The organism is Pseudomonas syringae, assembly GCF_021605415.1.
GTDB classification, from domain to species: Bacteria; Pseudomonadota; Gammaproteobacteria; order Pseudomonadales; family Pseudomonadaceae; genus Aquipseudomonas; species Aquipseudomonas syringae_S.
Genome location: NZ_WKEQ01000051.1, coordinates 21,737 through 32,519 on the forward strand (window position 1 = coordinate 21,737; position 10,783 = coordinate 32,519).

At 60.6% G+C, this 10,783-nt stretch carries 10 protein-coding genes and 1 pseudogene; 7 read left to right on the top strand and 4 right to left on the bottom strand.

Annotated features, from left to right (window positions below):
- Positions 1-104: 104 nt before the first annotated feature.
- On the bottom strand, positions 105-1,034 hold the full coding sequence (vimR, locus tag GIW69_RS24440; protein WP_236485339.1) for a transcription regulator VimR: 930 nt from the start codon (positions 1,032-1,034) through the stop codon (positions 105-107).
- Between the two features lie 126 nt (positions 1,035-1,160).
- On the opposite strand from vimR, the gene GIW69_RS24445 reads away from it, so the two are divergent.
- Complete coding sequence (locus tag GIW69_RS24445; RefSeq protein WP_236485340.1) at positions 1,161-2,174, top strand: zinc-binding alcohol dehydrogenase family protein; 1,014 nt, start codon at positions 1,161-1,163, stop codon at positions 2,172-2,174.
- A gap of 170 nt (positions 2,175-2,344) precedes the next feature.
- Entirely contained in the window at positions 2,345-2,518 is a 174-nt protein-coding gene (locus tag GIW69_RS24450; protein WP_236485341.1) for a hypothetical protein, read from the top strand.
- Here GIW69_RS24450 and GIW69_RS24455 read toward each other — a convergent pair whose 3' ends face one another.
- A complete protein-coding gene (locus tag GIW69_RS24455) occupies positions 2,519-3,715 on the bottom strand; it encodes a multidrug effflux MFS transporter (RefSeq protein WP_236485342.1) in 1,197 nt (398 codons plus the stop codon).
- A gap of 100 nt (positions 3,716-3,815) precedes the next feature.
- Positions 3,816-4,013 carry a cation transporter gene (locus GIW69_RS24460; protein ID WP_236485343.1) on the bottom strand — a complete coding sequence of 66 codons (198 nt, stop codon included), beginning with the start codon at positions 4,011-4,013 and terminating at the stop codon, positions 3,816-3,818.
- Between the two features lie 148 nt (positions 4,014-4,161).
- Here GIW69_RS24460 and GIW69_RS24465 point away from each other — a divergent pair, with 148 nt between their 5' ends.
- The 3 genes from GIW69_RS24465 to cueR all read left to right on the top strand — a co-directional run bounded on the left by GIW69_RS24465 (position 4,162) and on the right by cueR (position 7,312).
- Entirely contained in the window at positions 4,162-4,545 is a 384-nt protein-coding gene (locus tag GIW69_RS24465) for a hypothetical protein (RefSeq protein ID WP_236485344.1), read from the top strand.
- Positions 4,546-4,706: 161 nt separating this feature from the next.
- Entirely contained in the window at positions 4,707-6,902 is a 2,196-nt protein-coding gene (locus tag GIW69_RS24470; protein WP_236485345.1) for a heavy metal translocating P-type ATPase, read from the top strand.
- Entirely contained in the window at positions 6,899-7,312 is a 414-nt protein-coding gene (cueR, locus tag GIW69_RS24475; protein WP_236485346.1) for a Cu(I)-responsive transcriptional regulator, read from the top strand. Before GIW69_RS24470 ends, cueR begins: the two co-directional genes overlap by 4 nt.
- A 78-nt stretch (positions 7,313-7,390) precedes the next feature.
- Here cueR and GIW69_RS24480 read toward each other — a convergent pair whose 3' ends face one another.
- Positions 7,391-8,287, bottom strand: coding sequence for a PA4780 family RIO1-like protein kinase (locus tag GIW69_RS24480; RefSeq protein WP_236485347.1), 897 nt, complete (start codon positions 8,285-8,287; stop codon positions 7,391-7,393).
- 604 nt (positions 8,288-8,891) lie between these two features.
- Here GIW69_RS24480 and GIW69_RS26500 point away from each other — a divergent pair.
- Both GIW69_RS26500 and GIW69_RS26505 read left to right on the top strand, forming a co-directional pair.
- Positions 8,892-9,824 (top strand): annotated as a pseudogene (locus GIW69_RS26500) (cache domain-containing protein); the annotation flags it as partial.
- 129 nt (positions 9,825-9,953) lie between these two features.
- Positions 9,954-10,682 carry a methyl-accepting chemotaxis protein gene (locus GIW69_RS26505; RefSeq protein WP_496570958.1) on the top strand — a complete coding sequence of 243 codons (729 nt, stop codon included), beginning with the start codon at positions 9,954-9,956 and terminating at the stop codon, positions 10,680-10,682.
- The last annotated feature ends 101 nt before the right edge of the window (positions 10,683-10,783 follow it).

The window sequence follows — 10,783 nt, forward strand, 5'->3', positions numbered from 1 at the left end:
GGCATGAGGCGGCGCTAGTATAAGCGGGTTACACGCCGCATCCTGCGTCCGGGTCCGCGCGGGTGGTGATTGATCCTGAGAGAAATTTCGCTATTTACGTGCGACTAATGAGCGACTCCGGAAAAATCGGGAAATTGACTACTCAAATTAGCGCATCGGCTGGCGAGCATTTCCCTCAGAAGGTTCACCGGCTTACTCAACTGAGCGCGATGGGCGCACAGCAAATTCAGCGGAGCGCGCTCGCAGACCAACTCCGGGAGCAGCACTTGCAAACGTCCGGCAAGGACATCGGCGGCGACATCGAGCCATGACTTGTAGGCAATGCCGGCACCTGCCAACGCCCACAGGCGCACGACATCGGCATCATCGCTGAAGCGGTCACCGCTGACGGTCAGGCCTACCTCGCGTTTACCGTCGTGAAAACTCCAGTGGTCGTGAACCCGACTGCCGAGCATAAAAAGCAGGCAGTTGTGTTGGGCCAGTTGCTCCAGCGATCGCGGTTCGCCGTGTTGTGCAACATAGGCCGGTGAGGCGCACAGCACCCGACGGTTATGCGCGGCGATTGGCAGTGCGACGAGACTCGAATCCTCGGGTTCGCCATAACGCAGCGCAATGTCCACCGGTTGGCGGAACAGGTCGGCGATGCGATCCCCCAGCAACAGACGCACGGTGAGCCTGGGGTGTGCGCGCTGAAAATCATCGAGCCATGGCAACAGCAGGTTACGGCCGAAATCCGAAGGCGCCGACAGTTGCAGAATCCCGCTGACCTGATCCTGACCGCTGGCGAGCAGACGTCGGCCTTCATCAAGATTACTCAACGCCGCCCGTGCATATTCGAGAAAACCCTCGCCCTCGGCCGTCAACCGCAGGCTGCGCGTGGAGCGGGCCAGCAGCCGTGCGCCGAGTTGCTGTTCGATGCGTTTCAATGCCGCGCTGGCCACAGCCGCCGACATGTCCATCGCCCGCGCGGCCGCTGACAGACTGCCCAGATCCGCCGCCCGGACAAACAACTGCAAGTCATCGAAACGCAGCATCTTCACACCCGATTATCAAAAAAATATTGAAAGAGCCTGCTCTTTTAGCGGGTTTTATCTTGTGAAGAAATAGCCAATCATCCACCCCATCCTGATTCTTTCTTTAAATAACTGACGGAGCGCTCCATGAAAGCCATCGCCTATTACGCGTCAAGGCCGATCACTGACGACCAGTCCCTGCAAGACATCGAACTGCCGGAGCCCATCGCCGGCCCTCGGGATCTGCTGGTCGAAGTCAAAGCCATCTCGGTCAATCCGGTCGATACCAAAGTGCGGCAGAACGTCCAGCCAGAAAATGGCGCGGCTAAAGTGCTGGGCTGGGACGTCGCCGGCATCGTCAAAGCGGTCGGCAGCGAGGTAACGCTGTTCAAGGCTGGCGATAACGTCTTCTATGCCGGCTCCATCGCCCGCGCCGGTGGCAACAGCGAACTGCATGTGGTCGACGAGCGCATCGTCGGCCACATGCCCAAAAGCCTCGGTTTCGCCGAAGCCGCCGCCCTGCCACTGACGGCCATCACGGCGTGGGAATTGCTCTTTGAGCGTTTGCAGATTCGCGAAGGCAAGACCGACGAAAACCAAAGCCTGTTGATCGTCGGCGCCGCCGGTGGTGTGGGTTCGATCCTGACGCAACTGGCCAGCCAGCTGACCGGACTGAAAGTCATCGGCACCGCTTCTCGCGAGCAAACCCGCGACTGGGTCAGCGAACTGGGCGCCGATTTAGTGATCGATCACAGCCTGCCGCTGAGCGAAGAACTCAAGCGCGCCGGCATCGACAACGTGACCCACGTCGCCAGCCTGACCCAGACCGATCAGCATCTGGATCAACTGGTCGAGGCCCTGGCGCCGCAAGGCAAACTGGCGTTGATCGACGATCCGAAGGCGCTGGACGTGACCAAACTCAAGCGCAAGAGCCTGTCGCTGCATTGGGAATTCATGTACACCCGTTCGCTGTTCGAGACGGCCGACATGATCGAGCAGCACAAACTGCTCAATCGCGTGGCTGAGCTGATTGACGCCGGGACGCTGAAAACCACCGTGGGCGAGCATTTCGGCACCATCAACGCGGCGAACCTGCGCCGGGCGCATGCGTTGCTGGAGAGTGGCAAGGCCAAGGGCAAGATTGTGCTGGAAGGGTTCTAAAACAGCCATCGTTCCCACACTCTGCGTGGGAACGATCACACCCATAGGAACTGCCGCAGGCTGCGATCTTTTGCCGTCAGTCAGATGCTTGACCCTTGTCACAATTGCGGCCGTATTCGGGTCTACAATCGAGCCTCTGCGATGCATCTTTTACCGATAGGAGGTCAGCAATGAAGATCCTGATAAAAGAAGTGGCGAAGTCCCAATGGCAGGTTCGACTTGACCAGCACACCGTGACATTTCGCAGTGAAGCCGAAGCCCAGGCCTTCATCCGCACCCTCGAAGCGCGTTTGCTCGCGCCCCATCAGATTCCCGACCCCGCGCTGCATCGCGTCGCCGGCTGATCAGGCCGACGCCTGCGTCAGCGCCCGGGCATTCTGCAATCGTCGGGTGTACATTGCCGCACCCACGACGAGCAATCCGCACAAACTGATGACCATCGCCATCGGCACGGCTGTGCCGTCGTGTAGTACCCCGACCAATGCCGCCGCGCCCGCCGCAACACTGAATTGCAGGCAACCGAGCAACGCCGATGCGCTGCCGGCCCGTGCACCCTGGCCGTTCATAGCGCAGGCCGAAGCATTTGGCAAAATGCAGCCGAGGCTTGAAATGCAAATGAACAACGGAATCAGCAGCGGCCACAGATGCGCCGGTTTCAGCGCGCTGACGGCCATTAGTGTCAGACCCGCCAATAGATAAACCCACACGGCTCGCGCCAACAGAAACGCCGGGCCACGTTTGGCCAGCATCCGCGCATTGACCTGCGCCACCAGAATGAATCCCGCCGCGTTGGTGCCGAACAGCCAGCCGAAATGCTCGGCCGGCACGCCATAAAGTTTGATGAAGACGAAGGGTGAACCTGCAATGTAGGAAAACATCCCGGCGATGGCGATGCCGCCGGTCAGCGCATGGCCAAGATAAATCGGATCCGTAACCAGCCGCCCATATTGGCGCAGCGCACCGGACAACGGCTGACGCGGCACATGCGACGGCAGACTTTCCGGCAGACCCAAGGCCACCGCCAGCCCGGCCAAAGCGCTGAACCCGGTCAGCACCAGGAAGATCGACTGCCAGCCCGTGGTGTTGACCAGCAGACCACCGAGCATCGGCGCGAGAATCGGCGCCAGACCCATTACCAGCATCAATTGCGAAAAGACTTTCGCCGAGCCGACCGCGTCGCATTTGTCGCTGACCACGGCCCGGGCGATCACCATCCCTGCGCAACCACCCAGCGCCTGAACGAAGCGCGCAGCGATCAGCCATTCCAGATTCGGTGCATAGGCGCACGCCAGTGAGGCAAGGGTGAACAGCGCAACACCGCTGATCAATGGAATGCGCCGGCCAAAGCGGTCAGCCACCGGCCCGTACGCCAACTGGCCAATGGACAGGCCAAGAAAATACGCAGCCAAGGTCATCTGCACGTGGGTTTCATCCGTGCCGAAGGCCAGCGCCATGGCCGGAAATGCCGGCAAGTAGAAGTCGATGGCCAACGGGCCGAAGGCGCTCAAAGCGCCGAGAATCAAAATGGTACGGAAGTTCATCAGGCATCCAGGTCGGGCATGGCAGGTGGACATGCAGCACGACAGTTTAGCTGCGCCGGGAGTCCTTGAACATTCCTTAGCTGGCTAACTATTAAAAAGATCAGGCCTGTTCGACGGCGTAACCTTCCTCGCTGATCAGCTCGACCACCTGATCGGCTGTTAGCCTGCTGTCGACATTCACCTGCTTTGTCGCCAGATCGACCCGCACATTCGCCGCCGGATCCTTGGCTTGTACCGCTTGGGTAATGGCATTGACACAGTGGTCACAGGACATGCCTTGAACGTTGAACACTTGCATGGAATGACTCCTTTGAGTGAGGTTGCGAGCACTCTGGAGCTTGCCACGATGGCAAGGTCAAGTTCTGCAAAAATCTGCCGGGCTGGCAATCGGCGCCGCGCTCGGCCAAGCTGCGTGCATCCATGAAACGAATTCAGGAGATTCAGTCATGCGCTGGTCAGCTTTCAGCCTGTTTGGCTTGCTCAGCCTCTTTGCCGCCATCCCCTCGGTGCAAGCCGCCGGTGAGGATTACGGCGTGCTGATCATTTCCCGCGAGCGCCTCGAAGTGGCGACCTCTTGCGAGATCGGCGTGTATATCCAGGATCAACTGTCGGCGCGGTTGTTCCAGGAGCAAAGCACCTCGTTCAATTTGCCACCGGGCAATGTGTCGCTGCGGTTGAAGCTGTTGCCGGGACAAGTCGCCGGTTGCAACCCGGGGATGCTCGCGCCAGGCTCGCAGGAGATCATCCTCAAGGCAGGCGACGTGTTGAAATATCGCATCGCCATGACTCAGGAAGGCATGTACCTGAAGCCCGCTTCCCTGGAATATTGAGTCGTCTGTAAAAGATCGCAGCCTGCGGCAACTCCTACAGGGTGAACACCGATCCATGGAGCTGCCGCAGGCTGCGATCTTTTGATCCTCAACAATGGCGCTTGACCTTGCCCGCGTGGCAAGGTTGATCCTGTAGGCACTTTCTACAGGGAGCGTGACCGATGCCCGAATCCATCATCTTCGATCTGCCGATCACCGGCATGACCTGCGCCAGTTGCGCCGGACGCGTCGAGCGCGCCTTGAACAAGGTGCCAGGCGTGAAAAACGCCAGCGTCAACCTGGCCAACGAACGCGCGCACGTCGAACTGCTTGATTCGCTCGATCCGCAGATACTGCTCGATGCCGTGAGCAAGGCCGGATACACCGCGCAGCTTGAGCAATCCGATCAGCCATCCGCCGATGACCCACAACAGCGCTTGCACCGCGAACGTGTCGCGTTGATCTGCGCCATCGTCCTCGCCTTGCCGTTGGTGTTGCCGATGCTGCTGCAACCTTTCGGCGTGCACTGGATGCTTCCCGCCTGGATGCAATTTGCCCTCGCCACCCCTGTGCAATTCATCTTCGGCGCACGTTTTTACGTCGCCGCGTGGAAAGCCGTGCGCGCCGGTGCCGGCAACATGGACCTGCTGGTCGCCCTCGGTACCAGCGCCGGTTACGGCCTGAGCCTGTATGAATGGGCCACCGCCGCCGGGCGCATGCCACATTTGTATTTTGAAGCCTCGGCGGTGGTCATCGCCTTGGTGCTGCTGGGCAAATACCTCGAAAGCCGCGCCAAGCGCCAGACCGCCAGCGCCATTCGCGCGCTCGAAGCGTTGCGTCCGGAACGGGCGATTCAAGTCATCGATGGCCGCGAGCAAGACGTCGCCATCAGTGCACTGCGTTTGGGCGATCAAGTGCTGGTCAAGCCCGGCGAGCGTTTCCCGGTGGACGGCGAAGTGCTTGAAGGCCAAAGCCACGCCGATGAAGCACTGATCAGCGGCGAGAGCCTGCCGGTGCCAAAACAACCCGGCGATAAGGTCACCGGCGGCGCGATCAACGGCGAGGGCCGGTTGCTGGTTCGCACCCAGGCGCTCGGCGCCGAAACCGTCCTCGCGCGCATCATTCGTTTGGTGGAAGACGCTCAGGCGGCGAAAGCACCGATTCAGAAGCTGGTGGATAAAGTCAGCCAGGTCTTCGTGCCGACCGTGTTGCTGATTGCCTTGGCGACGCTGATCGGCTGGTGGCTATACGGCGCGCCGATTGAAACCGCGCTGATCAACGCCGTCGCCGTACTGGTGATCGCCTGCCCGTGCGCACTGGGTCTGGCCACGCCGACCGCGATCATGGCCGGCACTGGCGTCGCCGCACGCCACGGCATTTTGATCAAGGACGCCGAAGCGCTGGAGCGCGCCCACGAAGTCAGCACCGTAGTTTTCGACAAGACCGGCACGCTGACCTCGGGCACTCCGCGTATCGCCCATTTCACAGCGGTGGACGGCGATGAAGGCTCGCTGCTGAAACTGGCCGGCGCGTTGCAGCGAGGCAGCGAACATCCCTTGGCGAAAGCGGTGCTGGATACCTGCGCCGAACGGGATCTGAACGTGCCGTCCGTCAGCGACAGCCAATCCCTGACCGGGCGAGGCATCGCCGGCACGCTTGATGGTCGGCGTCTGGCACTGGGCAATCGACGGTTGCTCGACGAAAGCGCGTTGAGACCCGCAGCGCTGGCCGACTTCGCTACAGCGTGGGAAGCCGAAGGCCGCACCTTGTCCTGGCTGATCGAACAAAGCCCCGAACCACGCGTGCTGGGTTTGTTCGCATTCGGCGACACTCTCAAACCCGGCGCCCTGGAAGCTGTGCAAAAACTGGCGGCCCAAAATATCCACAGTCACCTGCTCACCGGCGACAACCGTGGTAGCGCCAAAGTGGTCGCCGATGCCTTAGGCATCGACAGCGTGCACGCCGAAGTACTGCCCGCCGATAAAGCCGCCACTGTCGCGGAGCTTAAGAAAACCGGCGTCGTCGCCATGGTCGGCGACGGCATCAACGACGCCCCGGCGCTGGCCGCCGCCGATATCGGCATCGCCATGGGCGGCGGCACCGACGTGGCCATGCACGCGGCCGGCATCACCCTGATGCGCGGCGATCCACGGTTGGTGCCGGCCGCCCTGGAGATCAGTCGCAAGACCTACGCCAAGATCCGCCAGAACCTGTTCTGGGCCTTCGTCTACAACCTGATAGGCATTCCGCTGGCGGCGTTCGGTTTTCTCAACCCGGTGCTGGCCGGCGCGGCGATGGCGCTGTCGAGCGTCAGCGTGGTGAGCAATGCGCTACTGTTGAAAACCTGGAAACCTGAAGGTCTGGAGGACAAGCGATGAACATCGGCCAAGCGGCGCGACACAGCGGCCTGAGCGCGAAGATGATCCGATATTACGAGTCGATCGGTTTGCTCAAGGCTGCCCATCGCACCGACAGTGGTTACCGGGTATACGGCGATGACGATCTGCACACGCTGGCGTTCATCAAGCGCTCGCGGGATCTGGGGTTTTCGCTGGAGGAAGTCGGCAAGCTGCTGACCCTCTGGCAGGATCGCCAGCGCGCCAGCGCCGATGTGAAAGCCCTGGCGCGTCAGCACATCGACGAACTGAACCAAAAAATCCGCGAACTCGGCCAGTTGCGCGACACCCTGCAGGATCTGGTCGAACACTGCCACGGCGACCACCGCCCGGACTGCCCGATCCTCAAGGAACTGGCGTCGGGTTGTTGCGCCGAGCCTACTCTCTCCTGACCGCCACCTACCTAAAAACAGGATCAACAGATCGGGGATCGAAAAAACCCGGCCGAAGCCGGGTTTCTTGTTAGCCGATCACTGCATCCACGGTGGCGGCGGCGGTTCATCCGGCTGGCCTTTCGGCGCATCGTCCGCCGCGCGAACGGCTTGCTTGCGTTCCTCGTCGAGGCGCGCCGCTTCGATTTCTCGCAGGACGCCGCCGACATCCGCCAGATCCTCGGGATCATCGAACTCGCCGGTCAACACGCTGGCCGGGTGCAAGGTGCCGGCTTCATACAGCGCCCACATTTCCTTGGCGTACTTGGTCTTCTTCAACTCCGGGGCAAACCGACCGAAGTACGAAGCCATGTTGCCGACGTCACGTTCCAGCATGCTGAACGCGTGGTTGTTACCCGCTGCATCCACCGCTTGCGGCAGGTCGATGATGACCGGGCCGGTCGGCGTCAACAGCACGTTGAACTCGGACAGGTCACCGTGCACCAGACCGGTACACAGCATCAGCACGATCTGCGAGATCAGGAACGCGTGATATTCGCGCGCCTGATCGGCATCCAGTACCACGTCATTCAGACGCGGCGCAGCATCGCCATATTCGTCGGCCACCAGTTCCATCAGCAACACGCCTTCAAGGAAGTCGTACGGCTTGGGTACCCGCACGCCGGCACCGGCGAGACGAAACAATGCCGCCACTTCGGCGTTTTGCCAGGCGTCCTCGGTCTCTTTGCGACCGAACTTGGAACCCTTGGCCATCGCGCGAGCCTGACGGCTGTTACGAACCTTGCGACCTTCCTGATACTCGGCCGCCTGGCGGAAACTGCGTTTATTCGCCTCCTTGTAGACTTTCGCGCAACGCAGCTGATTGCCGCAGCGCACCACATAAACAGCTGCTTCTTTGCCACTCATGAGTGGACGCAGCACTTCGTCGACCAGACCGTCCTCGATCAGGGGTTCAATGCGTTTTGGAGTCTTCATCAGCTTTTATTGTGGGTCCTTTATTACCAAACACGCGAATGTCACTCGTTATACGGCAATCCTCGCACCACGGGGAGGGGTTGCCGACCTGCGAACCTTGTCGATGCACACAATGTGCCGATTTGTGCGGCTGTTCACCAGCCCGGAAAACGATCGCTGCAAATCATAGCCCAGCCAGCCGCAGAGATTGTCATCAGAACCTGAGGGCATTTACGTCAGGATCTGACATACAAATTCATACCCCTCGTAAGATTTTTCCTGATGCACCTCAATTTCCCACCAAGGCAGCCGAAGTCCTAAGGGACAGACGGATTTGTCTGACAATCGTTCCTACACAAAAACTCGATGTCGCACTCAGGGAAACGAGTAGCCCACAACGTTTTCGGCTGCCAATACACACCGCGAGTCCTCTGCACTGCGTGGTCGTACAAAAAAATCTGGAGCGCGGATGAACATCAAACAGAAATTGACCTGGGCGTTTGCAATCATCGCCTGCCTGCCCGTGGTGCTGGTCGCCACCCTCGTTGTGCTGAATCTGCGCAGCGAGGCGAAGGACGACTTTATCGACAGCAGCGGCCGCGAGATCCGTCAGGTCAGCAACGCCATGCAGCTGTTTTTTGACGGGATCAGCCAGAACGTCGATTACCTGGCGGCGCAACCGCTGGTGAAAAACGCCGACGGCAGCGTCAGAAGCCGCGTCAGCGCCAACCCGGACGACACCGCCGACGGTGGCATCGACAAACAGCTCTTTGCACTGTTTTCCAGCCTGGCCAGCAGCCACCCGGCCTACGCCTACGTGTCCTACGGCTTGAGCAGCGGCGGTTACGCGTTCTGGCCCGGCGATCCGAAGATGTCCAACTACGATCCGCGCACCCGCCCCTGGTACAAGACGGCCATGGCGAACCCGGGCAAAACCCTGCGTACCGAAGCCTATTACTGGGCCGGTGACGACGCCGTGCTGGTCAGCACCGTGCGCGCCGTCGCCAACCAACTGGGGGCTCAGGGAGGCGTGGTCAACATCGACGTGTCGCTCAAGCAGCTCACCGAGATCGTCAAACAGATCAAGCTCGGCGAAACCGGTTACCTGATGCTGATGGAAAACAACGGCACGGTATTGGTCGATCCGAGCAAACCGGAACACAATTTCAAAAAACTCGACAGCCTGGGCGATGACTACGCGCAGCTGGGCAAGGCCGGCAAGGGTCTGGTGGAAGTCGAACTCAACGGCGAACGCTACATGGCTAACGTCTGGCCGTCGGAACAGTTGGGCTGGACATTCATCGGCCTGATCAAACAGGACGACGTGATGAGTTCGGCCACGCAACTGACTTGGTTGATCGCCATCATTGCCGCCGTATTGGCCGTGCTGTTCGCAGTGGTCGGCGCCAGTTTCGCCAGCCTCATCGTGCGGCCGATCCGCAGCGTCGCCAGCGGCCTGGAAGGCATTGCCCAGGGCGAAGGCGACTTGACCAAAAGCCTCGAAATCCGTGGCCGTGATGAAACCGCGCAATTGGCTAACTGGTTCAACCAGTTCCTCGCCGCGATTCGCAGCCTGATCCAGCACATCGGCGGCGCGGCCGGGAAAATCCTTGCCACCTCGCAGAGTTCGACCCGTGTCTCCAGCGACATGGCCGAAGCCGCCGGGCGTCAGCGTGAAGCGGTGGACATGGTGTCCACGGCGTTCCATGAAATGGTTGCCACCGCCAACGAAGTTGCGCGCTCGTGCAGCCAGGCAGCGGAGTCTGCCGACAGCGGTCAGCGTCAGGCGCGTCAGGGCCAGCAGCAGATCGACGCAGCGGTCAACAGTGTCGATCAACTGAGCCAGGAACTCGGCCAGTCCGCGCAGTCGATGCAGCAACTGGAACGCGACAGCAACGACATTCAGTCGATTCTCGGCACCATCCGTTCCATCGCCGAACAAACCAACCTGCTGGCGCTTAACGCGGCCATCGAGGCGGCGCGGGCGGGCGAGCAGGGTCGCGGGTTTGCGGTGGTGGCGGATGAAGTGCGCGCACTGGCCAAACGCACGGCGGATTCGACGGCGGAAATCGATGGTTTGCTCGGCAACCTGGCCAAGCGCACCAGCGAAGTGACGCAAAAAATGCACGCAAGCCTGGAAGTGTCGCAGCAGTCGGTGGCGCGCATTGGTGAAGCGCGCGAGAGCTTTGGGCAGATTCGTGAATCGGTGGATGTGATTCGCGACATGAACACGCAGATCGCGACAGCGGCGGAAGAGCAGCATCAGGTGGCGGAAGATATTAATCGGCACATCAGCCAGATTCATGGCGACGCGCAACTGGTGGCGGAACTGGCGAATTCGGCGCGGCTGGATTCGCAAAGTCTGGCAGGGTTGTCGAATGAGCTGGACGGGTTGGTTCGGCGGTTCAAAACCTGATTTAGCTGTTGATCGTTCCCACGTTCTGCGTGGGAACGATCAGTGGTGAAGGTTTTCTCAGCGTTCGATGATGGCCGTAACGCCCTGCCCACCCGCCGCAC